22 protein-coding genes are annotated in these 24,186 nt (G+C 44.4%); 3 read left to right on the top strand and 19 right to left on the bottom strand.

Annotated features, from left to right (window positions below):
* Nucleotides 1-133: 133 nt before the first annotated feature.
* From lon to tig, 4 genes are all read right to left on the bottom strand, one after another.
* Nucleotides 134-2,485: an endopeptidase La gene (gene lon / locus VME0621_RS14495; RefSeq protein ID WP_038229802.1), complete on the bottom strand. Its 2,352-nt coding sequence runs from the start codon at nucleotides 2,483-2,485 to the stop codon at nucleotides 134-136.
* A gap of 117 nt (nucleotides 2,486-2,602) precedes the next feature.
* Nucleotides 2,603-3,883, bottom strand: coding sequence for an ATP-dependent protease ATP-binding subunit ClpX (gene clpX / locus VME0621_RS14500; RefSeq protein ID WP_038229801.1), 1,281 nt, complete (start codon nucleotides 3,881-3,883; stop codon nucleotides 2,603-2,605).
* Between the two features lie 123 nt (nucleotides 3,884-4,006).
* Nucleotides 4,007-4,630, bottom strand: a complete 624-nt coding sequence (clpP, locus tag VME0621_RS14505) for an ATP-dependent Clp endopeptidase proteolytic subunit ClpP (RefSeq protein ID WP_038229800.1) — start codon at nucleotides 4,628-4,630, stop codon at nucleotides 4,007-4,009.
* A gap of 105 nt (nucleotides 4,631-4,735) precedes the next feature.
* Complete coding sequence (gene tig, locus VME0621_RS14510) at nucleotides 4,736-6,040, bottom strand: trigger factor (protein ID WP_062462760.1); 1,305 nt, start codon at nucleotides 6,038-6,040, stop codon at nucleotides 4,736-4,738.
* 560 nt (nucleotides 6,041-6,600) lie between these two features.
* On the opposite strand from tig, the gene VME0621_RS14515 reads away from it, so the two are divergent.
* The 3 genes from VME0621_RS14515 to VME0621_RS14525 all read left to right on the top strand — a co-directional run bounded on the left by VME0621_RS14515 (nucleotide 6,601) and on the right by VME0621_RS14525 (nucleotide 10,026).
* Nucleotides 6,601-8,391, top strand: a complete 1,791-nt coding sequence (locus VME0621_RS14515) for a sensor histidine kinase (protein WP_062462758.1) — start codon at nucleotides 6,601-6,603, stop codon at nucleotides 8,389-8,391.
* Nucleotides 8,392-8,394: 3 nt separating this feature from the next.
* On the top strand, nucleotides 8,395-9,741 hold the full coding sequence (locus VME0621_RS14520) for a sigma-54-dependent transcriptional regulator (RefSeq protein WP_062462755.1): 1,347 nt from the start codon (nucleotides 8,395-8,397) through the stop codon (nucleotides 9,739-9,741).
* Nucleotides 9,742-9,837: 96 nt separating this feature from the next.
* Nucleotides 9,838-10,026 (top strand): hypothetical protein, encoded by a 189-nt coding sequence (locus VME0621_RS14525; RefSeq protein WP_006075546.1) that lies wholly within the window; start codon nucleotides 9,838-9,840, stop codon nucleotides 10,024-10,026.
* A 32-nt stretch (nucleotides 10,027-10,058) separates the two neighbouring features.
* Here the strand turns inward: VME0621_RS14525 and VME0621_RS14530 are convergent, their stop codons facing one another.
* The 15 genes from VME0621_RS14530 to fliS form a co-directional block, all read right to left on the bottom strand.
* Nucleotides 10,059-11,420: a TRAP transporter large permease gene (locus tag VME0621_RS14530; protein ID WP_006075545.1), complete on the bottom strand. Its 1,362-nt coding sequence runs from the start codon at nucleotides 11,418-11,420 to the stop codon at nucleotides 10,059-10,061.
* Nucleotides 11,421-11,422: 2 nt separating this feature from the next.
* On the bottom strand, nucleotides 11,423-12,076 hold the full coding sequence (locus VME0621_RS14535; RefSeq protein ID WP_006075544.1) for a TRAP transporter small permease: 654 nt from the start codon (nucleotides 12,074-12,076) through the stop codon (nucleotides 11,423-11,425).
* 80 nt (nucleotides 12,077-12,156) lie between these two features.
* Complete coding sequence (locus tag VME0621_RS14540; RefSeq protein ID WP_031493103.1) at nucleotides 12,157-13,155, bottom strand: TRAP transporter substrate-binding protein; 999 nt, start codon at nucleotides 13,153-13,155, stop codon at nucleotides 12,157-12,159.
* Nucleotides 13,156-13,397: 242 nt separating this feature from the next.
* Nucleotides 13,398-14,654: an ABC transporter substrate-binding protein gene (locus tag VME0621_RS14545; RefSeq protein WP_062462752.1), complete on the bottom strand. Its 1,257-nt coding sequence runs from the start codon at nucleotides 14,652-14,654 to the stop codon at nucleotides 13,398-13,400.
* Nucleotides 14,655-14,752: 98 nt separating this feature from the next.
* The gene (locus tag VME0621_RS14550) at nucleotides 14,753-16,207 is read right to left on the bottom strand and encodes an ATP-binding protein (RefSeq protein ID WP_038229791.1); all 1,455 of its coding nucleotides are present in this window, start codon (nucleotides 16,205-16,207) and stop codon (nucleotides 14,753-14,755) included.
* Between the two features lie 3 nt (nucleotides 16,208-16,210).
* Nucleotides 16,211-16,939, bottom strand: a complete 729-nt coding sequence (locus VME0621_RS14555) for a response regulator (protein ID WP_006074338.1) — start codon at nucleotides 16,937-16,939, stop codon at nucleotides 16,211-16,213.
* 161 nt (nucleotides 16,940-17,100) lie between these two features.
* Nucleotides 17,101-18,558: a protein adenylyltransferase SelO gene (locus VME0621_RS14560; RefSeq protein WP_062462749.1), complete on the bottom strand. Its 1,458-nt coding sequence runs from the start codon at nucleotides 18,556-18,558 to the stop codon at nucleotides 17,101-17,103.
* Between the two features lie 442 nt (nucleotides 18,559-19,000).
* Nucleotides 19,001-19,291 carry a hypothetical protein gene (locus VME0621_RS14565; RefSeq protein ID WP_038229787.1) on the bottom strand — a complete coding sequence of 97 codons (291 nt, stop codon included), beginning with the start codon at nucleotides 19,289-19,291 and terminating at the stop codon, nucleotides 19,001-19,003.
* Entirely contained in the window at nucleotides 19,284-20,255 is a 972-nt protein-coding gene (locus tag VME0621_RS14570; RefSeq protein ID WP_231892943.1) for an OmpA family protein, read from the bottom strand. Before VME0621_RS14570 ends, VME0621_RS14565 begins: the two co-directional genes overlap by 8 nt.
* 13 nt (nucleotides 20,256-20,268) lie before the next feature.
* Complete coding sequence (gene motA / locus VME0621_RS14575; RefSeq protein ID WP_038229783.1) at nucleotides 20,269-21,135, bottom strand: flagellar motor stator protein MotA; 867 nt, start codon at nucleotides 21,133-21,135, stop codon at nucleotides 20,269-20,271.
* The gene (locus VME0621_RS14580; protein ID WP_038229781.1) at nucleotides 21,123-21,830 is read right to left on the bottom strand and encodes a sigma-70 family RNA polymerase sigma factor; all 708 of its coding nucleotides are present in this window, start codon (nucleotides 21,828-21,830) and stop codon (nucleotides 21,123-21,125) included. Before VME0621_RS14580 ends, motA begins: the two co-directional genes overlap by 13 nt.
* A gap of 9 nt (nucleotides 21,831-21,839) precedes the next feature.
* Nucleotides 21,840-22,277, bottom strand: a complete 438-nt coding sequence (locus VME0621_RS14585) for a flagellar biosynthesis sigma factor (protein WP_231892944.1) — start codon at nucleotides 22,275-22,277, stop codon at nucleotides 21,840-21,842.
* Complete coding sequence (locus VME0621_RS14590; RefSeq protein WP_062462743.1) at nucleotides 22,277-23,488, bottom strand: flagellar hook-length control protein FliK; 1,212 nt, start codon at nucleotides 23,486-23,488, stop codon at nucleotides 22,277-22,279. Before VME0621_RS14590 ends, VME0621_RS14585 begins: the two co-directional genes overlap by 1 nt.
* Nucleotides 23,488-23,790 (bottom strand): hypothetical protein, encoded by a 303-nt coding sequence (locus VME0621_RS14595; protein WP_062462740.1) that lies wholly within the window; start codon nucleotides 23,788-23,790, stop codon nucleotides 23,488-23,490. The genes VME0621_RS14590 and VME0621_RS14595 overlap by 1 nt, the downstream gene beginning before the upstream one ends.
* Nucleotides 23,774-24,178: a flagellar export chaperone FliS gene (gene fliS / locus VME0621_RS14600; RefSeq protein ID WP_006074328.1), complete on the bottom strand. Its 405-nt coding sequence runs from the start codon at nucleotides 24,176-24,178 to the stop codon at nucleotides 23,774-23,776. Before fliS ends, VME0621_RS14595 begins: the two co-directional genes overlap by 17 nt.
* Between the last annotated feature and the right edge of the window lie 8 nt (nucleotides 24,179-24,186).

Consider the following 24,186-nt stretch of genomic DNA (forward strand, 5'->3'; position numbering starts at 1 on the left):
GTAGTTGAAGACTCTAAGCCTTGTCTATCAAGGGCTTCAGAGTTACATAGCTAAACTTAGTGCTACAAAAAAACGCTGACAAGCTTTTTTTGCCTATCAGCGCATTTCTTTTACCTAAATTTGGAGCACATCACTATTTTACAGGTTCAAATGCCGCTCCAAGCGGTGCTCTCTCTAAAGCAACTTCAAGAACTTCATCAATCCATTGCACCGGAATCACCTTCAGATCCGCAATAACGTTGTCAGGAATTTCTTCCAAGTCACGTTCATTATCCTTAGGAATCAATACCGTTTTGATGCCGCCACGATGCGCTGCAAGTAGTTTTTCTTTCAGGCCGCCGATAGGTAGGACTTCACCACGTAGAGTGATTTCACCTGTCATTGCCACCTCAGCTTTCACTGGGTTACCTGTCAAGCTCGAAACTAAAGCGGTGCACATTGCGATACCCGCACTTGGACCGTCTTTCGGCGTCGCACCTTCAGGAACGTGAACATGAATGTCACGCTTCTCGTAGAAGTCTGAGTTAATACCAAGCTTCTCTGCACGAGAACGTACAACCGTCATTGCCGCTTGAATTGACTCTTGCATCACATCGCCCAATGAACCGGTTTGAGTCAGCTTACCTTTACCGACCATCGCTTCAGTTTCGATAGTCAATAGGTCACCACCTACCTCCGTCCACGCTAGGCCAGTTACCTGTCCAATGCGATTGCTGTCGTCCGCTTTACCATAGTCAAAGCGTTGAACACCCAGGTATTCTTTCAAGTTGTCTTGATTTACCGTCACTGTCTTTAGTTTTGGATCAAGCAAAATGTTCTTAACTGCTTTACGACAGATCTTTGAGATTTCACGCTCAAGGCTACGAACACCCGCTTCACGTGTGTAGTAGCGAATGATGCCAATGATCGCAGAATCTTCAATTTCAATTTCGTTCGGCTTCAAACCATTACGTTGAACTTGCTTAGACACTAGGTGACGCTTAGCAATATTCAGCTTTTCATCTTCTGTATATCCAGAAAGGCGAATCACTTCCATACGGTCAAGTAAAGGCCCTGGAATGTTCATTGAGTTAGACGTCGCAACAAACATTACGTCAGAAAGATCGTAATCGACTTCTAGATAGTGATCGTTAAAGGCATTGTTCTGCTCTGGGTCTAAAACTTCAAGCAGCGCTGATGACGGGTCACCACGCATATCCGAAGACATTTTGTCGATCTCATCCAGAAGAAACAGCGGGTTTTTAACACCAACTTTCGACATCTTCTGAATCAACTTGCCCGGCATAGAACCGATGTAGGTGCGTCGGTGACCACGAATTTCCGCTTCGTCACGTACACCACCCAATGCCATACGAGTATATTTACGACCCGTTGCAGCCGCGATTGAGCGACCAAGGGAAGTTTTACCCACACCAGGAGGGCCAACAAGGCACAAGATAGGACCTTTTAGCTTGTTAATGCGGTTTTGCACTGCCAAGTACTCAAGGATGCGCTCTTTAACACGCTCTAAGCCATAGTGGTCTTCGTTCAGTACTTCTTCCGCTTTTGCTAGGTTCTTTTTCACCTTAGAGCGTTTAGCCCAAGGAACGCCTACCATCCAATCGATGTAACTGCGAACAACGGTTGCTTCAGCGGACATCGGAGACATCATCTTAAGCTTTTGTAGCTCTTGTTCGGTCTTCTCTTTCGCTTCAGCAGGCATTTTTGATTCTTCAATCTTAGCCTTCAGTGTTTCGAACTCATCAGGAGCATCATCTAAGTCGCCCAGTTCTTTCTGAATCGCCTTCATTTGCTCATTCAGATAGTACTCACGCTGAGATTTTTCCATTTGTTTCTTAACGCGACCACGAATACGTTTCTCAACTTGCAGTAAGTCGATTTCCGATTCCATTTGTCCCATTAAGAACTCTAAACGCTCAGTTACATCAAGCAACTCAAGCACTTGCTGCTTATCTACGAGTTTAAGCGGCATATGAGCAGCGATAGTATCAGCAAGACGCGCTGCTTCATCGATGCCACCGAGAGACGTTAGTACTTCCGGTGGAATCTTCTTGTTCAGTTTGATGAAACCTTCAAACTGGTCGATTGCACTGCGTACAATGACCTCTTCCTCACGCTCATCGAGTTCTGGCGTGATCAGGTATTCAGCATCCGCTACGAAAAATTCTTCATCGCGGTAATTGTTAATTTTGGCACGCTGCTGACCTTCAACCAGTACTTTTACTGTGCCATCCGGTAGCTTGAGAAGCTGCAAAATGGTTGCAACTGTGCCTGTTGTGAATAGATCGTCAATTTTTGGCTCTTCAGTATCTGCTTCTTTCTGAGCCACAAGGAGTACTTGTTTGTCATTATCCATCGCCGCTTCTAAGCAACTAATGGACTTTTCGCGGCCAACAAACAAAGGAATCACCATGTGTGGATAAACAACCACGTCGCGCAGAGGCAATACCGGGATTTCTATACGCTCGGAACGTTCCAAGTTCATATTATTCTCTCTTCCGCTTAGTATTATTTTCAGTATATGGGGGCGTATTCGTTGGATTCAATAAAGAAATAAAAAAAGGAGGTATCAAATACCTCCTTTTTATCTCAGCTTCGCAAATTACTCAGCGCTGGCAACTTGATTATCGTTGTTTGTGTAGATAAGTAGCGGTTCTGACTCACCATTTATCACACTTTCATCAATAACCACTTTGCTTACGTCAGTAGCCGATGGTAATTCGTACATCGTTTCTAGCAGCACGCCTTCAAGGATTGAACGTAGACCACGAGCACCTGTTTTACGCTCCATTGCTTTCTTAGCAATCGCACGCAGTGCATCTTCGCGGAACTCCAACTCAACACCCTCAAGGTCGAATAGCGCACCATACTGTTTGGTCAGTGCGTTCTTCGGCTCATTCAAGATTTGAATCAGTGCATCTTCATCAAGCTCGGTTAGAGTCGTTGTCACTGGTAGACGACCAATGAACTCTGGAATTAGACCGTACTTAACTAGATCTTCTGGCTCAACTTGGGTAAATAGCTCGCCGACAGTCTTAGTTTCGTCTTTTGAACGAACTTCTGCGCCGAAACCAATACCAGTGCCAGTTGCAACACGTTGGTCGATCACTTTATCAAGACCTGCGAATGCACCACCACAAATAAACAGAATCTTAGAGGTATCTACCTGCAAAAATTCTTGTTGTGGGTGCTTACGACCACCTTGAGGTGGAACCGATGCAATTGTACCTTCAACCAGTTTTAGTAGTGCCTGTTGAACCCCTTCTCCCGACACATCACGTGTGATAGATGGGTTCTCAGCTTTACGTGAAATTTTGTCAATTTCATCGATATAGACAATACCGCGCTCGGCTTTTGCTACATCGTAGTCGCACTTCTGAAGCAGTTTTTGGATGATGTTTTCAACGTCTTCACCAACATAACCAGCTTCGGTCAATGTTGTTGCGTCGGCCATTGTGAATGGCACATCAAGGAAACGTGCAAGCGTCTCAGCAAGCAGTGTTTTACCACTACCCGTTGGACCGATAAGAAGAATATTACTCTTACCGAGTTCAACACCGTCTGCCGTTGTATCACCATTGCGCAAGCGCTTGTAGTGGTTGTAAACAGCGACTGAGAGAACTTTCTTCGCGTAGTCTTGACCGATTACATAATCATCGAGGTGTGCGCGAATGTCTCTTGGCGTTGGTAACGCTTCAGATTCCTTCTTCGGCAGCACATCTTTGATTTCTTCACGGATGATGTCGTTGCATAAATCAACACACTCATCGCAAATGTAAACAGACGGACCTGCGATTAGCTTGCGAACTTCGTGCTGACTTTTACCACAGAAAGAGCAATACAGCAGTTTACCGCTACCACTCTCTTTGCTTTTATCTGTCATTCGCTAACCTCTTAGCCTTTACTTTCTATGTTTTGAGTGTATATCAATTTAGACCAAATTGCGCCCGCCAATTTGATTTTCACAGGCTTCAATTTGGTCAATTGTTACTCAAACGATTGTCGATTAACCGCGATGGGTTAAAACTTCGTCAATAATACCGTATTCAGCGGCCTGAGCAGCTGACATAAAGTTGTCACGGTCAGTATCTTTTTCGATAACGTCGAGTGGCTGACCTGAATGTTCTGCCAAAAGATTGTTCAGCTTCTGTTTGATAGTCAGAATTTCTTGTGCATGAATCTGAATGTCTGAAGCTTGACCTTGGAAACCGCCTAGTGGTTGGTGAATCATCACGCGAGAGTTAGGCAGAGCAAAACGTTTACCAGGAGCACCACCTGCAAGTAGGAAGGCCCCCATGGAACATGCTTGACCAGTACAAAGCGTGCTTACATTAGGCTTAATAAACTGCATAGTATCGTAAATCGACATACCAGCCGTTACGCTACCACCAGGAGAGTTAATGTAGAGGAAGATATCTTTGTCAGGATTTTCTGATTCAAGGAAAAGCATCTGGGCAACAATTAAGTTCGCCATGTTGTCTTCCACTTGACCAGTCAAGAAAATGATTCGTTCTTTTAGTAGTCGCGAATAAATATCGTAAGAGCGTTCGCCACGGGAAGTTTGTTCAACCACCATCGGTACTAGCGCGTTCATAATTGGCGACATTGCATTTTTTTCTTGGTAGCTCATATTCTTATGTCCCTAAAATAAATGGCCCGGATGATAAACATCATACGGACCATTGTTAGCAGAGAAGTCGACTCTAAGTCAACCTTCTATACAAGATATTGCTTATTAAGCAGCAGGCTGTTGGTTCATTAGCTCGTTGAAGCTAACTTCTTTATCAGAAACCTGTGCTTTAGCAAGAATTGCATCGATCGCTTGCTCTTCTAGTGCAACGTTGCGCATGTTGTTCATCATTTGCTCGTTTTGCTCGTAGTAAGAGATTACTTCTGATGGATCTTCGTACGCTGTTGCCATTTCAGAGATAAGCTCTTTCACTTTCTCATCGCTAGCTTCTAGCTCTTCAGACTTGATCACTTCACCTAGAAGTAGGCCAACAACTACGCGACGCTTAGCTTGCTCTTCGAATAGCTCACGTGGAAGCTGTTGTGCAGCTTCTGGGTTGCCACCGAAACGTTGTGCAGCTTGCTGACGTAGAGCACCGATTTCTTGGTCGATTAGTGCAGCTGGAACGTCGATGTCGTTCTCTTTAACTAGACCGTCAAGAGCTTGCTCTTTGATACGGTTCTTGATTGCTTGCTTAAGCTCGCGCTCCATGTTCTTACGAACTTCAGCTTTAAGAGCGTCAACGCCGCCTTCAGCAACACCGAACTTAGCAACGAACTCGTCGTTTACTTCTGGAAGCTCACGTGCTTCAACTTTGTTCACTTTGATTAGGAACTTAGCTGCTTTACCTTTTAGGTTCTCTGCGTGGTAATCTTCTGGGAAGTTTACGTCGATTTCAAATTCCATACCCGCAGTTTTACCTTGGATACCGTCTTCGAAACCAGGGATCATGCGACCAGCGCCCATTTCTAGTGGGAAGTTCTCAGCTTTACCGCCTTCGAACTCTTCGCCGTCGATTGAACCAGTGAAATCAATAGTTACACGCTTACCGTCTTCAGCTGCTTCTTCAACATCAGTCCAAGTTGCTTGCTGCTTACGTAGAGTGTCGATCATCTCTTCAACGTCTGCGTCTTGTACTTCAGTTGTTGGTTTTTCAACAACAACGTTTTCTAGACCCTTAAGTTCTACTTCTGGGTAAACTTCGAAAGTCGCAGTGAAAACAAGATCTTTACCAGCTTCGTTTTCAACAGGAGCGAAAGTAGGCGCACCAGCTGGGTTGATTTTCTCAGAAACGATTGCTTCGATGAAGTGACGTTGCATAACTTCACCCATCACGTCTTGACGTACTGCTTTGCCGTACATTTGCGCAACCATCTTCATCGGTACTTTACCTTTACGGAAACCATCGAAACGACGGTTTTTCGCGATGTTGCGTAGTTCAGCTGTCACTGCGTCTTCGATGTTAGCAGCAGGAACAGTAATGTTTAGACGGCGCTCTAGGCCCTCTAGAGTTTCAACAGTAACTTGCATTGTATAAACCTCAGTTTGGCTCAGTGTTGGCTGAGCGTATGAGCATCCATATCACGAGGATATTTCCGCTTCATCCTTGTTAGTACCAATAGGTACTTCTTTAAAGTGAGCATCGATAACCGGTAAATCATGCCTCAATTAGCATGTTATCTTGGCTATCGGACTAATGAGTGACGTCTTCATCGGGCTGAATAGACAGCCTCAAAGGCATCTCTGATTAGTCTCAGGACAAAATTTCAGACGCGACATTCTAGCGATCTCCGCCTACCCTGTCGAGTCGAAGTCGGGTCAATCGGTGGTTTTGTCTCTAATTACTCCAAGAAAACGTTCAACAATGACGTTTTCAACCGATTCCAACTTGAAATGGGGACAATATCGGCTTTTTCAAGAGAGTGAAGGGCTTTTTTTGGTGAATGGCGAAAAAAGAGATCTTGCTCCTGTTTTGCAACGCGTTAACCTCTCAGTTCTTATAACTTTTTTGCCACAAAACCCTCAAATTCGTTAACCTATGCTTTCAAACGACATACGGAATCGTTGGTGTTTAACGTTGGGGTTCGACGATGCGATTGAAACGGATTTTGCTAGGCTTTGTTGCCCTATTTCTCTTAATTTCGACTGTAGGCGGTCAATGGTACTGGCAGCACAGCTACGCTGCTCTTGAAGAACAGCATAACAATTGGCTGAACCGATTCGTAGAAACCATCGACAGTAAACTGGACAAGTATCGACATATCCCACAACTCCTGTCGCAAGATAAAGAATTAGTAGACGCATTATTATCCCCGAGCAACACCGCTCAAATTGAAGTAACTAATCGCTACTTGGAGCAAGCCAACCGGATTATCTTAGCCTCAGATACCTATCTCATCGACCGTTACGGCAACACCATTGCCTCAAGTAACTGGGCATTAGAACGTTCATTTATCGGCAAAAACTTTGCATTTCGACCTTATTTCCAAGAAGCCATTAACGGTGGACGAAGTACTTATTTTGCGCTGGGCTCGACATCTGGGCAACGCGGTTATTATTACTCTTTTCCTGTAACTTATGCTGCAGAGAACATTGGTGTGGTGGTGGTCAAAATGGATCCGTCTTCCATTGAACGCAACTGGCAAAGTGAAACTAGCACCTATGTTGCCACCGACAATAATCACGTCGTGTTCATGTCTAGCAACCCTAATTGGCTGTTTAACAGTCTTTCAACACTGAACTCGCAAACACTGCAACGTATCCGTAATTCAAGACAATACTTAGAAACCGACATTCACAGTTTGGGATTCATCGGTGACCTGACGGTAAAATCCGCCCAACTTGCTAATCCTGAGGGTAATATATTCACCAAACACTACTTGGTTACCCAGCGTGAATCCGGTATTCCAAACCTTATTTTAAGGGTATTAACTCCTCTCTCGACGCTCTATATTGAGCTTTTCGGCTTTATTAGCGTGCTAGCACTGGTTTTTATTACGCTTTACCTAGTCGTCGCTCTGATTGAGAACCGCCGCTATCGCCACCGACAGATCGAACAGGTGCAAACTGAGGCGAAACAAAAGCTTGAGTTTTTGGTGATGGAACGCACCGCCGAACTGCATGTAGAAATTGATGAAAGGGTCAAAACTGAGAAAGCCTTGCGACAAGCTCATGATGAACTCATTCAAGCCGCTAAATTGGCAGTGCTAGGTCAAATGTCTGCCAGTATTAGTCACGAGCTAAACAACCCTCTTGCAGCCATTCGCAGCTTTGCCGAAAACGGGCAACGTTTTATCGACAAAAACAAAGTTGACCGAGCAAAAGATAATTTACAGCGTATCGTCGCTTTGACTGAACGAATGGCAAAAATCAGCCAGCAACTTAAATCTTTCGCCAAACGCAGTGATGCCAATGAGTTAAGCCGTATCAAGCTTGCTCCGGTGATATTTTCAACCATAGAGTTAATTCAACCGCAACTTAAGAGTCATCGAGTCACGCTCGATTGTAAAATAGGTCAGCAAGATACCTTAGTACAAATCAATCCCATTCAGGTTGAACAGGTCCTCATCAATTTGCTGACTAACGCAATGCAAGCCATGCATGATAGTGAACGAAAACGACTAGAGTTGACCATAGAACAGGGTCAAACCAAAGTGACGATTCATATCGATGATTCTGGACCGGGCTTGGATGGCAACTCGATTGCAGAGCTGTTTGAGCCCTTCTATACCACCAAAGAGAATGGTCTTGGGTTAGGGCTTTCCATTTCCCAACAAATTATTCAAAACCTAAACGGCAAGATTCGTGTCGCTCGATCTCCTCTTGGGGGCGCTCGTTTCTCGGTTGAACTGCCTATTTTCACCCATGCGGACAAGGACTAAATTATGAGCCAAGTGTTTTTTATCGATGATGAAGCTGATATAAGAGCCGCGTTGGAACAAAGCTTCGAACTCGCCGATATTGAGGCGCGATTCTTCGCGTCTGTTGAAGATGCCATGTTGTGTCTAAAACAAAATGACCTTCCGCTTGCCATTATTTCCGATATTCGTCTACCTGGGTTATCAGGTCTGGATTTACTCAACACTGTCACCCGCCACCACCAAGGTATTCCCGTCATCCTGATTACTGGGCATGGCGATATTTCGATGGCGGTTCAAGCCATTCAAGATGGTGCTTACGATTTTATCGAGAAACCCTTTTCTGCTGAACGTCTCATCGAGATAACACAACGAGCGATTGAGAAGCGACAACTTACCCTTGAGAATGAAAGCCTTAAGCGCTCACTAAAAGCAAGCCAAACACTTGGACCGAGGATTATCGGTGACACCAATGTGATTCAAGAACTCCGCTCTACTATCTCTGTGGTTGCCGATACCGATGCCGATATTTTGCTGTTTGGAGAAACGGGCACAGGCAAAGAGTTGGTTGCACGTTCTTTACATGAACAGAGCTCACGGAAAGACGGTAATTTCGTCGCAGTAAACTGTGGCGCGGTTCCAGAGAATTTGATTGAAAGCGAGCTATACGGCCATGAGAAAGGAGCATTTACCGGCGCAGAGAGCAAACGTATTGGTAAGTTTGAACACGCAGAAGGCGGAACCTTATTTTTGGACGAAATAGAATCGATGCCAATGCAAGCGCAAATAAGACTGCTTCGAGTATTGCAGGAAAGAGCCATTGAGCGAGTCGGTTCCAATACACTCATTCCCTTAAATATCCGCGTTATCGCCGCCACTAAATCCGATCTAAACCAAGCTTCGATGCAAGGTACTTTTCGCCAAGATCTTTATTATCGCCTAAATATCGTGACTTTGGATTTACCTCCTCTAAGAGAGCGGAAAGACGATATCGCTTCACTGTTCCACCACTTTCAGCTTGTCGCTGCATCCCGCTATGGAAAAACCGCTAATGCATTAACTCCTCACGAACTTAGTCAACTTATTGGTCATGATTGGCCCGGAAATGTAAGAGAGCTAAGAAACTGTGCAGAGCGTTTTGTCCTATTGGGTAAAATTCAAGCAGGTACGCCAAATCAAGCGGAGAGTGACGAAGGACAGTCTCTCGCCGAACAAGTGGGGCTATTCGAAAAAAATGTCATTGAGCATGCCCTTATCGAAACCAATGGTAGCATCAAGGCGACAATGGAAAAGCTCAACGTTCCTAGAAAAACTTTGTACGATAAAATGCAGAAATATCAGCTTATTAAGGAATCCTACAAAAGCTCTTACTAAAATACTGTAGAAGTGTGAGCCAAGTCTCCTATACTTAAATTATATAAACAGGACGTTGCATAACAATTGAGTATAAGAACACGTAGGGAGGCAATTATGGGCGAAAAAACAAAGGTTCCCTTTATTTCTGATACGGTAGAAATCGATGGTATTTTTTACGTTGAGCATCGCACCAGCGAGACTGTAGATAGAAGGAAAAAACAAAGCAGACGTGTTTTTTATGAAAGACGGTCTCAGCCGGATCCAAGAACGCAGAATATTAAGCATATAGATGAGGAGGTCTAACGACCTCCTCTTTTTTTGTCGTTAATAAATAGTTACTTGGTAATGATTTCTGGCCCCATTAGTGTGGTCGGAAGCCAGGTGGAAACCCATGGTACGTAAGTAACAATTATCAAGAATAGGAACATAACCGCAACCCAAGGTAGAGCAGCTTTCACCACACCCATCATCGACATTTTCGCCACCCCTGCGGTGACAAACAGGTTGAGGCCTACTGGCGGAGTTATCATCCCTATTTCCATGTTCACTACCATCATAATGCCAAGGTGAATCGGGTCGATACCCAGTGCAATGGCGATAGGGAAAACTAACGGCGCCACGATGATCAACAAGCCAGATGGCTCCATAAACTGACCACCAATAAGCAATAGGACATTCACCACGATGAGGAATGTAATTGGACCAAGACCCGCAGAAAGCATTGACTCAGTGATCATTTGAGGAATACGCTCTTCCGTTAATACATGCTTAAGGATCAGAGCATTAGCAATGATAAACAGAAGCATGATAGTCAGCTTCCCTGCTTCAAACAGAGTATGCTTGGTGTCTTTATGCACAAAAGCTTGGAACACTTTAACTATCGCTGGCTTGGTATTTTCCTTGTCAGCAAATGGCCCCATATCTTTGTAGATAAAGTTAGCAATCAAAAATGAATACACTGCTGCGACCGCTGCGGCCTCTGTTGGTGTAAATACACCACCGTAAATTCCGCCAAGAATGATCACTACTAACAGCAAACCCCAACTCGCTTCACGAGCGGAATCGAAAACTTCCTTCCAACCTACAAATGGTTGCTTTGGCAATCCTTTTACTTTTGCAGCGATATAAATGGCGATCATTAGCATCAAGCCCGCAAGCAAGCCTGGGATAACGCCACCAAGGAACATACGGCCTACAGAAACGTCCGTTGCCGCAGCGTAGACCACCATTACAATGGATGGCGGGATTAAAATCCCTAAAGTACCAGCATTACAAATAACCCCTGCTGCAAACTCTTTGGTATAGCCATTTTTGATCATACCCGCGATAACAATACTACCAATCGCTACCACTGTTGCAGGCGATGAACCCGATAACGCTGCGAACATCATACACGCCACCACTGATGCCATGGCAAGACCACCGCGGAACCAACCGACCATAGCAATCGCAAAACGAATGATGCGCTTTGCTACACCACCCGTCGACATAAAGCTCGATGCCAGAATAAAGAATGGAATTGCAAGTAACGTGTAGTGGCCTGCAAAGGCGTTAAACAAGGTTTGCGCTACAGATGCTAACGATGCGTCCGAGTGCATTAGTAGGAACAAGATACTGGACAAACCCAGTGATACGGCAATAGGCACGCCAATTAGCATGAAGCCTACCACCATTAAGAAGAGTAATAGAATATCCATGCTTATTTATCCTTGTCTTTAACACTGTCAAACGCGTTGTCCTGCATTTCCGCTTTTAACGCTTCTAGATCTTCTTCAGCTTCATGACCTGCGATCAGTCGGTCCAACTTACCCGTCATTATCTGGTAAGCGGCTTGAGCAAATCTAAAGGTCAGTAATGCCATACCTATTGGCAGTGCCATATAAGGAATAAAGCGCGGCAGTTTTTCGTAACGTTCACCTTCATTTAGCCAGTCTGCTAAAAACTGTAAAACCTCAGGCATAGGAATATCGTCGGTTTCATACCAAGCTCGCTCGGTGGCAAAGGGGTACCAGTAGTTCCACGAACCGATTAGCAATAAGATAGAGAACACCAAACAAGCTAATACCGAGGCAATGGCAAACAGTTTGCGTTTATCCTCCGATACCATGTTGATGACAACATCCACACCGATATGAAAGTGCTTTTTAACACCATAGGACGCGCCGACAAGGACCATCCAGGCAAACATAAATACGGTAAGTTCAAGAGCCCAAAGGATATTATCGTTAAATACATAACGAGAAATAACGTTAGCAAAAGTGAGCAAAGTCATCGCGCCAAGGAAGAAAGCAATCAGCGTTTCTTCAAAAGCATCGGTCACTTTACCAATACGAGAAATAAGAGACTGTTCCATGTGATACATCGCTTTTGTAATAGTAGGGACAGAGGGTTAGGCCCCACTTCCCGTAGGGCCCTTAACAATGAATATCGAGGTTATTGTTGGTTTGATGCTTGAGCGGCTTCGATCAAGTCCGCACCAATGTCTTTCTCAAACTTTTTCCAAACAGGTTGCAGAGCTTGAACCCACTGTTGGCGTTGCTCTGGTGTCAAAGTACGCACGACACCACCCGCTTCAACAATATTGTTTTTATTGGCTAGGTTCACTTTGCTCGACTCTGAGTTACGAGTCTCAGTCACTTCTTTTAGGATCTGTGCGAACTGCTCTCGAGTATCATCCGGCATACCATCCCAGAACTCCTTTGAAGTCACTACAAGGTAGTCAAGAATACCGTGGTTGGTTTCTGTTACACCGTCTTGAACTTCAAAGAACTTCTTGCCGTAGATATTTGACCATGTGTTTTCTTGACCATCGATAACCTTCGTTTGCAGGCCACCATACACTTCTTTGAATGACATTTTCTGAGGGTTTGCACCTAACTGTTCGAACTGAGCAACTAACACGTCAGAAGCTTGAACACGGAATTTCAGGTCTTTCGCATCACCAGGAACAAGAAGTGGCTTATTCGCCGACATTTGTTTCATGCCGTTATGCCAAAATGCCAGACCTTGCAGACCACGACGATTCATCGCGTTCTTCAGTTTTTCACCCGACTCTGAGTTTTGGAAACGATCAACGGCTTCTACGTTTTCAAATAGGAAAGGTAGGTCGAAGATGCGGTACTTCTTGGTGAATTTCTCGAATTTAGAAAGTGAAGGAGCGGCAAGTTGAACATCGCCGTTTAAAAGGGCTTCGAGAACTTTGTTGTCATCGTAAAGAGTAGAGTTAGGAAACACCTGCATACACGCTTTACCGTTCATTTCTGTATTTACACGCTCTTCTAACAATGACGCGGCAATACCTTTAGGGTGTTTGTCGGTGTTGGTTACGTGACTAAACTTAATCACAATCTCACCTGGATCACACGCCGCAGAGGCATTAAAACTTGCTAGAGCAATAGCAGAAACAGACAGTAGGGATAGAGGCTTTAACATTATTATTCTCCTTTGGATTAATGCAGTCCCTTCAATGGGTACTGATAATCTTGTTAGAGCAATAACGATGCCAATCAAAAAAAAGCTATAATTACAAAGAGTTATAATAGATTTCTATTTTCAAGTGTAGAACCAGCCTTTGAAATGGGTGGAAAGTGACACATTTATAAAATGAAAAAGGGTAGAAACAAGCCCATTTCTACCCATGGTAACTTCCGCTTTTCTAACGGGAAAAGCAGTTACTAGATAGCCGCTTTAACCGCTTTCGCTAATTTGTGAGCAGCTTTCTTCGGGTCAGCTTCTGGATCGTTAAAAAAGTTGGAAACTACATCCGTAATCGCGCCCAGTACATAACTCGTTGTCGCCATATTTTGCGACATACTTGGTACTAAACCACCATTTTCAATGCTTTGCTCAAATGTTTTTCTAGAATCCAGAGCGCACTTGTCAAAACCGTGCATATCCATATCGGTTCGAACCGGGAAAGATCCTTTGTTTAAGTTGAACACTTCTTGGAACTGCTTATCCATGATGGTTCTGGCGAGTGCTTTCTGGGCGTTCACTTCGGCTTCGTCTTTGATATCAAAGAAGGCAAAACTATCAACATTCTGGATGAACTGCCCTTTAGTACCCGGCGCGGGAACGCATAGGTAATCTTTACCCGGGATTTTTCCTGCGGCGGTAAATTCACCCTTGGCCCAGTCTCCCATGATCTGCATAGCAGCCTGACCATTAAGAACTCGGTTGGTTGCCACGTTCCACTCTCGACCTTGGACGTCCTCATCCATGTATTCGCGCATTCGGCCGAACGTCTCAAATACCTTCGCCATTTTGTCGCTCGACAAAGTGTCCATATCTAGATTAACAAACGCTTGTCTAAAATCTTCAGGTCCTAGTACCGCAAGGGCAATGGTTTCAAACAGTGTTGTGTCTTGCCAAGGGCCTGAGCCATTAGCAAGAGGTGTGAAGCCCGCAGCTTTGATTTTTTCCGCAGCAGCAAAGAATTGATCTAGAGTTTCTGGAACAGAATCCACTCCCGATTTTTCTAACACTTGTGGATTGACCCAGAGCCAGTTAACTCGGTGGATATTGACTGGAACAGCAACATATTTGCCATCGTATTTCATGCCTGCCGCTACGACAGGTGGCAATACTTCATCCCATCCATCAGCTTTGGCAACATCATCAAGATTGGTCAGAAAACCTAAACCTCCCCACTCTTGAATATCCTCACCTTTGATCTGGGCAGCTGACGGGGGATTACCCGAGACCGCTCGAGTTTTCAATACTGTCATAGCGCTCTCACCACCGCCACCAGCAATGGCAAAATCCTTCCAGGTGTAACCTCGCTGCTCCAATTTCTGTTTTAGGATTTGAACTGATTTAGCTTCACCGCCTGATGTCCACCAGTGCAACACCTCAACTTCACTCGCTTGCAGAAAAGTAGGGAAAATTGTGGAAGTAAGCAGTAACGCTAGTAGTGATTTACGCATATTCATTGCCGTTATCTGTGCATCGATATCACTTTGGTGATATCGAGTTATTGGATTCAGTGACTTTAACGCTCTGTCTGAGGTTAATTCAATAGCTAGCCTGCTTAGGCCTCTAGGTTAGGCGGAATAAACACTTGTACTTCTAGCCCACCAAAATCTGCGTTACGAATGATCAAATCGCCGCCAAGGCCGTGCAAGATACTGCGACAGATCCCCAAGCCTAAACCATGCCCCTCTTTATCCGTTGCAATGCGAACATATGGCTCGAACACTTCTTCGATGCGAGCTTCCGGGATACCAGGCCCTTTATCCAAAATAGTAATGATGATCCATTTGGGATTCTCTTCAATGCTGACAAATGCTCTATTGCCGTATTTAACCGCATTATCGATTAGGTTGGTTAGCACTCGTTTAATGGCTAGTGGTTTAACAACCACTGGCTCCATTGGAAGCGCGGTGAAACTAACCAACGTATGCACTTGGTTATGCGTCTCCGAAACACTGCGGATCATCTCATTGAGGTCAATGTAGGCATTGTTTTCATGTAAATCGGTATCACGCACACATTGCAGCGCGCCTTTCACCATCATTTCAAGGTCATCTAGATCTTGGTTAAACTTGTCTCGCCTGACATCATCATCTAGAAGTTCTGCTCTCAACCTCAAACGTGTAATAGGCGTTTTCAAATCGTGAGAGATAGAGGAAAACAGGTGTTCACGGTCCGAGACATACTGGCGAATACGTGTCTGCATACGGTTAAACGCACGTGTTGCCGTCACGAGTTCAGAAGCACCAGCTTCTCTTAAAGGTGGCTGATCGATATCCATACTCATTTCATTCGCAGCTTTCGCCAATCGTCTCAAAGGCTTAACTTGAGCACGAACCAAAAGGAAGGTCAGAATCAGCAACAAGGTTGTAGAAGTAAATAAGAACACCATTTGATCTTGAGTCAGCATAGTGTCTTCGAGCTGGATATATGGCGAAGGCAATAAAGCCGCGATATAGATCCACTCATCTTGATTAAGCTTCAATTGTACCACCAGAATCGGCGGGTCTAATGGACCTAGCGTTAACGTATGGTGTGCCCAAGACTTAGGCAGATCCTTGATAAAAATATCGTTTTTAAGCAGTCGTAAATTCTCTGCTTTCGAGAAATTCACCTTCACAGCTTCTATGGTCGGCAGCTTCTCTTCCAGCACTTTGGTCACCGAATCCATAGACGCCAGTTTAAGCGGTGTGTCTGGAATCGGGTCAACGATAAGCTCTTCTTTATTGAATGAAACGAAGAAACGAGTACCACCCATATTACGTATCTGGTCGAGAACAATATGGCGATATTTAATCGGGAGTTTTTGGAAAAAGGTCACCGTTGAGGCGAACATGGTCGCCATACTAGCAGAGGTATCACGAATACCAGATAGTTCATCTTGCTTAGTTTTTTGGTACCAAATTGCCGTAAGTACACCTTGAGAGCACACAACTGCCAACAGCGTCAGCAGCAGTGTTCTCGCGACTAAAGAGTTAGGGCTAAAACGCTTTAGCCAATGAGTTCTAGACATGTGTTATTGGCCATATTCCACTGGAACAGACAGAATATACCCATTACCACGCATGGTTTTAATGTAGTGTGGGAAGTTTTTACTGGTGCCTAATCGATTTCGAATTCGGCTCAATTGAACGTCAATACCTCGTTCGTAAGGCAAGGCTTCACGACCACGAGTCGCAAACGAAATAGTATCGCGATCAAGAATTTCGTTCGGGCGCGACAAAAACAGCATTAGCAACGCAAAGTCACTACCGGATAAATCATGCGTACGGCCATTCACCTTGTTGGTCATACGATGTGCAATAGTATCCAAATGCCAATCACCAAAATCGATCGTTCTTGGTGGCGTTTCTTCTGCCTTATCACCATTGAGATGGGTCCGACGCAACAGCGCTTTAATTCGAGCCATCAACTGACGCGGACTAAATGGTTTCGCAATGTAATCGTCAGCACCGATTTCTAAACCAATAATTTGATCGGTTTCATCGGATACTGCGGTTAGCATAATAATGGGTACTTGCGAGTCTCGTCGAACACGCTGACAAAGAGTAAAACCATCGTCTCCTGGTAGCATGACGTCGAGCAGAATAAGATCCGGGTAGCCTTTGGCCTTAATAAACAGCTCCATTTCTACCCCATCTTCAGCAGTAGAAACTTGAAAGCCAGATTTCGTCAAATACTCATCGAGTAAGAGACGGATCTCTTCATCGTCATCTACAACCAAAATGTGCGTCTTAGCCTGCATTTTATTTCCTTAAGTCTGCACTTACTCCCTATAGTGTAAGGCTTTAGAGGGAATTTTATTATTGATTCGTTTATAAAATTTGCAGCTCGAATTTGCGCAAGGTCACAAAAATGACATGATGATACTTTTTAGCCATAAAGGGTTAACAAATTCATTCATCTTTATGATGAGCAACTGATTTCCATACGTTTACCCCATTCAGGTGGAAGCTTGGCAAATTCTTCATGTTCTGCTTGTTCCTCGTAAGGGAATTTGAGTAAGTCCGCCAACTGATGAACCAGTGAAAAATCGCCTTTCTCAGCAAGTTCTATGGCCTGTTGGGCCAGATAATTTCTGAGAATGTACTTTGGATTCGCTAAACGCATTTTTCGGCAGCGCTCAGCTTCGGAATCATTTTCTAACATACAACGTAGCAGGTAGCTTTCTACCCACGCTTGCGCTTTAGCACGATCGATAAACAGGTCAACAACAGGGGAAATGCCAGTTCTATCGATATTCGATAGAGCTCTGAAGAATCGGGTGTAATCCACTTTTTCACTTTCCATGAGGTCAAAGCTTCGATTAAAGAAATCTCCATCCTCACTTTGCTTGGTCGACAACCCGAACTTGTTACGCATTTGGCGACTGTACTCTGTCTGCAAGATTGGCGTAAAGGTTTCCAATCCATGATCTAGGTCTTCTCTATCGATAAGTGGAGACAAAGCATGAGCTAACGCGGTGAGATTCCACATCGCTATGGACGGTTGATTGTCGAACGCATAACGACCTTGGTAGTCGGAATGATTACAAATATAACCCGGTTCGTAATCATCCATAAATCCAAACGGGCCATAGTCAAATGTCTGACCCAATATCGACATGTTATCGGTGTTCATCACTCCATGAGCAAACCCTTTGGCTTGCCAGTGAGCAATCATTTCTGCGGTTAATCGAACAACTTCAGCGAAGAAGGCAACATAAGGCTTGTCAGCGTCTAAACAATCAGCGAAATGCCACTCAATTACTTTATCCGCAAGTAGGCGAAGCTGCTCATGCTGACCGGTATAAAAGAAATGTTCAAAATGACCAAAGCGAATATGCGTGTTGGCAGCGCGAACCAATAACGCTCCCTGCTCCACTTGTTCTCGATACACGGGCGTATCGCTAACCATCATTGCCAATGCTCTAGTGGTAGGAATACCTAACCCTGCCATGGCTTCGCAGCACAAATACTCTCGAATTGTCGAGCGTAGTACCGCCCGACCATCACCCATACGCGAATAAGGCGTTTGTCCCGCGCCCTTGAGGTGAAGATCGAAAGTCTGCCCTGATTTTCCTGCGACTTCACCCAGCAACAAACCACGACCGTCACCTAAATCAGGATTATAAATACCAAACTGGTGACCCGCGTACTTCATTGCAAGTGGCTTGATGTGCTCATTCGATACACTGCCCGAGAGTACATCAAGTAAGGCTTGTTCGTCTTCAACCAGCTCTGGAAATCCGAGTTCACCTGCCAGTTCTTGATTCCAAGCAACCCAACGAGGATTATCGAGAGGCGTCGGTTCAACTTGGGTGTAAAAGCTATTCGGCAGAGCTAAAAAGCGATGAGAAAAGGACAATGAATCCAGCGAAAACATAGGCGGCTCTATACAAGTCTTAATAACAATTACTTAGAGTATAGCGAGTCGCAGTGGATAGAAAACAAACGAAAAGTGTGGGTATTAACGAAAAGTATGGTATTAACGAAAAGTATGGGTATTAGAAAAAAGAAGTTCTATAACAGGAAGAGAAAAGGATAAACGATTTACGTTGCCTAGAGGAACGCCCATCTACTAAACAAAGTGTCTGCGTTTGGGCTGTCCCCTAAGAAGTCTAAGTTATTAGAGCATAGCCAGAATGGCTACCACTGTACCGAGAGAGAACAGGCAAGTGCGACTAATAACGCCGAGGTTGGAAGGTTGAATCATTTCTTGATGCATAGGCAAACTCTCCTTTTTGTTACACTACCATTACAACTTAGGCCTAAATGGTTATTTTTGCAACGCTGTTCTCAAAAATCTTTGAAATAGAGCCAAAAAATCACCAGAAAACGGTCAAAACAACGATGGTGCAACCAAGAAAAGTTGCAAAGCAGATTGGGATAACAAGGTGCTTGTCTCTATCCAGTGAAATAAAGCCTGGCGGCTGATTGACGACAACGGTCACCAATAGGATATTGTACAATGCGATCAAAACCCCTATAAGAAAAACATCAAAATATACTAAACTCGTTGCCAAATAGACGTAAAAACCAATTAATACATAATCTATAACCACTAACCAGGCTAAGCACTTTCGCATGTTCAGCACTGAGTGAATGAGTTCAGTCATAACGGTTCATCACTTCAAATGATGTAACTGGCTGATTATATTCTGCTTGTTGCAGCGCCTTACGCTGAGATTCTCGTAAAACTATGTCGAGTTCTTTTTCTGCCAATGGCGAAGGTCTGGTCGCTTGATCTAAGGTAAAGGCTTTGTAAACCTTGTTCAGTTGTGCCAAAGTTTCAGCGGTTAAAATGTACAGCTCGATTCGGCGATTAATACCGGATTTGGCATTGTTAAAGTCAATTGGTGCTGTATCACTCATCCCCGTTACTTGAAAAATATGACGCTCTTGAAGGCCGCCCTTATCCAAATAGTAACGAGCACTATTAGCACGATTGCTTGAAAGCTCCCAGTTAGTCATTCGACTTCCTTTATAACGACTTGCATCCGTGTGTCCGGTGATAATCATTTTGTTTTCGATTTTTTCTAGTAATCCGGCTAGGTTCAGCAATAAGTCTTGATAGAAAGGCGTTACCTTAGCCCCACCTCGGAAAAACATCGGGCCTTTATCAGAGTCTGCGATGACTAGCTTTACGCCTTGAGGTGTTACTAACACACTAACGCTGCCAAGGGCATCAATACTGGATAACTCTTGTTTGACTCGCTGCGCCAAAACTTCCAGTTCTTGTTGGCTATTAAATTCCCCCTCAAGTACAGAAGTGTCATTAATGCGATGCAGTTCAGCGTCATAATGAGAGGTTGCCACATGAGGTAATGGCAGTGGGTTAATTGAGTTACCGCCACTTTCGTTAGTTCCTAAGTGCATGATGGGATCATTGCCATAGGCAAAGTAATTCAACAATTTCTTCTGGTCATCAACATCGACGACTTGCAGTATCCACAATACAAGGAAAAGACACATTAGTGAGATCATCAAATCTGCCATGGCAACTTTCCATCCGCCGTGTTGCAGCTCGCCGCGCTTACGGCGCCCTTTTTTATTGATGATGATGTTTGGCTGTTCCATCATTCGCTCCTTAGCCTTATGAAGGCTGCTGTCTGAGCACTTCGACTGCTTTTTCTAGCTCAACAAATGACGGTTTATAACGAGTTTCGATGTTTTTGCGTCCAGCATTAGCACACATGTGTGCCGATTGACCTTGAGCGTAAGCAGACAGGATTGATTTCACACACAGTAGTGGCGCTAACTGATTCTCGGAAACATCTTTGATACTGCTAGACATTGGTCCAAGCACACAATAGCAACCAAAAACCCCAGTAAATGTTCCTACCAGAGCGCCAGCGATATTCTGACCAATCTCACTGATCTCACCATCAAGGCCTTGCATCGTCAGAATGATCCCCATTACCGCAGCTAAAATACCAAGCCCCGGCATAGCCTCAGCGGTAGCGTGCAATTTCTCGGAAGGCTTGGTGTATTCATCCTCTAGATGCTCGATCTCTTCTTCTAGAAATGCTTCCAACACGTGTTGCGATTGCTTACCAGTAATCACTTGTCGAAATGAATCAATAATGAACTGAGTCGTAAGAGCGTCACTCGTGATCTTTGGATACTTATTGAAAATTTTACTTGAATCAGGGTTCTCAACATGGATATCTAACGCTTTGATATTCTGAACTCGCGCAGTATTGATTAGCTCAAACATTAACGATAGTAACTGTTGATAATAGTCCTTGTCATAAGGCGTAGAACGAAAAGCGATGCCAACTTGCTGAGCCATCAGCTTCATCGTTGCAGACGTGGTAGACATTAACAAACTAGCAAATGCTGCCCCAAAGATGATTATGATTTCCGACAGCTTGAAGATAAACTCAAACTTCCCACCAAGAAAAATGAAGCCGCCAAAAATAACGCTAAGCACGATAACAATACCGATTAGTTTTTGCATACTTCACTCTCCTTCATTCTACTTTTGAGAATGTCCAAACCTCGGTGTTTTAATCGATGCACTTTGATTTCGTTGATATCGAGGACCAGCGCCGTCTCTTTGGTGCTTAAACTTTTCACATAAACCAAGTAAAGAATGCGCTGCTCCATCTCAGGGAGCGTGTTCAATACTTGTTTCACCTCATTAAAAAGCACTTCTCTGTCCGTCTCCGGAACGGCTGTCACCACCGTTTCCAGCTCAATATCATCAAACACATCCACTAACGTCATCGCTTGTTGATAATCATTACTTTCAATGCCTAAATGATGACAAATCTCATTGGTTGTGGGCTGTCTTCCCAACTGCTGAACTAGTTGTCTTTCAGCGTGCTTGATTCGATTCACCAATTGACGTTTATCTCGCTCCATATAGTCGCGGCGCCTGAGTTCATCGACTAATTCACCTCGAATTCGTACCGCCACCGCCCGTCGAAAATCATCATTAGCAACATGGTCAAACTTCCTAAGCTCGATGACCAAAGTCATCATGGCCGTTTGCCGTAAATCCTCAAACGTCCCTTCATCAACCGCGTAGCGATATTGATAAAGCAGTCCGTTAATCAGCTTGATGTTTTGTTGCAGCACCAATTTTTCTAACTCCTGCAACGTTGCTTGGTCGTTAGTTTGGGTGTGCTGGTATTTGGGCTGCATCAACATAGTAGCGACCTATTGAAATACCGCTTTGGTGACAAGTACATCACCAACTTGTAAGCTCGGTAGCTCATCTAAGTCATCTTTGAGATCATCTTGAATCACATAGATAAACTGTTTGTTGTAGAAATAAGAGGCCTCTTTGACGCTGAATTTTTTGATGATGCGGTTCTTAATTCGGCTTAATTGCTCATACACATATGCACCGTTTTTCTGTGGGGTAAACATAGAAACATCAAGCAAAAGCAAGCTTTGTCGATTGCCCAAGTTAATTGGCACCAGTACATTTTCCAGCTGAATTTCAACCTGCTGCATTTTGGCCGGCTCAGGATTGTTCGGCGAGAGCCAGGCGGTCAAGGACTCCATATTTAGCCTATTACTTTGGTACAACCAGAAACCTGTGATCGAAAGCGCGAGAGTAACGACGAAAGTGACAATAATTTTAGTCATCATTAAGCCCTCGCAATGTAAGCACGATATTCCAAAACATCGCTGTTATCTTGATCAGAAAGATCATTCGCTCTCGGGTTAACCTCTTGCTCTGAATGCTCGTTCTGTTCTTGAGATTGAAACTGCTGTGAGTTCGATTGTTCCAAAGAAATATTTACCTCAGATAGCTCACTATTTTGTGCGACAAGCTCCGCTCTCAAACGTTCTGACGTTGCTAAAATTGCCTCTCGCGTGGCTGCGGATGTGGCGCTCATTTGTATTGTGACCCGCTCGCCATCAACTTTTACGTGCACCTCCACTTTGCCAAGCTCAGGCGGATCAAAGCGTATTCGAGCAGCTTGATTCATGGTGTCCAATTGAAGCTGAATTTTATCTCGCAGCACTTGGTAAATTTGTCTTTGACTATCCACGTCAAGCGCTTTACTTACCTCAATAGTCTGTACAACTCGACTTGCTGTCGTTTCATTGACTAAATACAGCGCTTCGACGGGTTGATGGTTGATTGCCCCAATAGGTAATTGCGCACTAAGCTTTAAGCTTGCTGGCGTCCAAGGATTCATGGAGCTGGCCTTAGGCGCAATGCTAGGCAACGACGACTCCAAGTTGGGCAAAATGGGGTTAGTCTGAGGAGTATCCTTTGGTAGCCATTTGTCCTTAACATCCAATATCACGGCACTCAGTACCTGCTGAGAAAAAGAGGTATCGTTTGAAGTCACTAACACTTCATCATTTTCGTACTCGTCAGCTTCAAAATAAAAACTATAGGGCTGCGATGACGCTGCTAGCACTTCGATAGAAGCAGCGATTGAGCGTGCAACTTCATTTAGTCGAAACGGTACCTGCTCTGCTGGCAGAGGCAAGCTAGCATTTGGCATCTGCGCGGGCTTTTCAAGCATCAACAGACTTACTGGTTCCAAAGGCGTCTCATTGAGTGGATTCTTGGCGCTCTCATTCACGCTGCGAACATCGACCTCAGAAACTACGACGCCTTGTTCAATAGGTAAGGACTGCTGCACCTGATTAAGCACTGAGAATAGTGTCTGAAATGATTGAGCGAGTGGCGTCATTCGGGTTTCCCCAAGCTCAGAAGACAATGAACTGAGAGCAGTAGAGGTCGAATTGCTCTTCACCGTAGCATCCACCGCCGACAGCAAATCAAAAACCAATCCATTGGTCGCCCAACTCTTTGAAGCCATATTCCCTTGCAGTTCCATCACTGTTCTCCTGCTCTCACTTGTGTCTGGGCATACGCTTTATCTCGCTCGCGCAGACTTGAATTGTCACTAAGCTGCTGTTTAAGGATGAATTGTTCATGCTCTACTAATGCCCTGCATTGGTTGTGAACACTTTTTAACCGCACAACCAGAGACAGATAGCTTGGATGTGATTGCTCTATGGTTAGCAGCACCTGTTTGAGCAAACGATTTAACTTTTCTATCTCAGAAAATTGTTTGTTATTGACCGCCTGTTCTAACTTGAGAGCAAGGCGTTCTACCTGTTCAGGACTGGGCTTCATCAAGCCACTCCATTGCACCTTCCCATCCCTCTTTGAGATCCGTCATCACTTCAATAAGCTTGTCGATCAGCTCGGTATTCATCTCCTTAGATGCTTCAAATACAGTCGCAATGCCATGCTCATAGAGTGCATGTATGTTCTGAATCAAAGCTTCACCTGTCGACAAATCGAGAGAAGCATCTAGCCCAACTAAGATATCAATGGATTTTTGAGAAGCTTTGGATTTGAGCTCAAGATCCTTATGCTCTATCGCGTATTTAACGCTTTCTAACTCCTGAATCAGACGCTCATGTAGCATACATATCAACTCAAAGCTCGATGAGACCGATGCGTTAGCAGCGACTTGAACATTGGCATAGTTAGCTTGTTGCTGTTTTCCTAATAGCATGGCGGTTT

This window comes from Vibrio mediterranei (genome assembly GCF_900088415.1).
Taxonomy (GTDB): domain Bacteria; phylum Pseudomonadota; class Gammaproteobacteria; order Enterobacterales; family Vibrionaceae; genus Vibrio; species Vibrio mediterranei.